Annotated in this window: 1 protein-coding gene; it reads right to left on the bottom strand. The window is 48.7% G+C overall.

All coding sequences use genetic code 11. The features are described 5' to 3' along the window. On the bottom strand, window positions 1–277 hold a 277-nt coding region (locus ACRHOC_RS14795), incomplete at both ends, for an ATP-binding protein (RefSeq protein ID WP_431159400.1).

Raw genomic sequence — 277 nt, 5'->3', positions numbered from 1 at the left:
CTGTACGGTTAACTGCAGATCGATACGATCTAATAAAGGCCCAGATACTTTTGCTTGATAACGTCGCACTTGATCGGGGCTACAGTGACAACGTTCGGTCCCATCCGCAAAATAACCGCAAGGGCATGGATTCATAGCCGCCACCAATTGAAACCGGGCGGGAAAGACAGACTGCCTCGCCGCTCGGGAGATCAATATCTCTCCGGATTCGATCGGCTCACGCAAAACTTCCAATACCTTACGGCTAAATTCAGGTAACTCATCCAAAAACAATATC

It is taken from the genome of Winogradskyella poriferorum (genome assembly GCF_050618035.1).
GTDB classification, from domain to species: domain Bacteria; phylum Bacteroidota; class Bacteroidia; order Flavobacteriales; family Flavobacteriaceae; genus Winogradskyella; species Winogradskyella poriferorum_A.
Note: the sequence above shows the minus strand (reverse complement) of the source record. Positions and strands in the feature narration are given on the sequence as shown.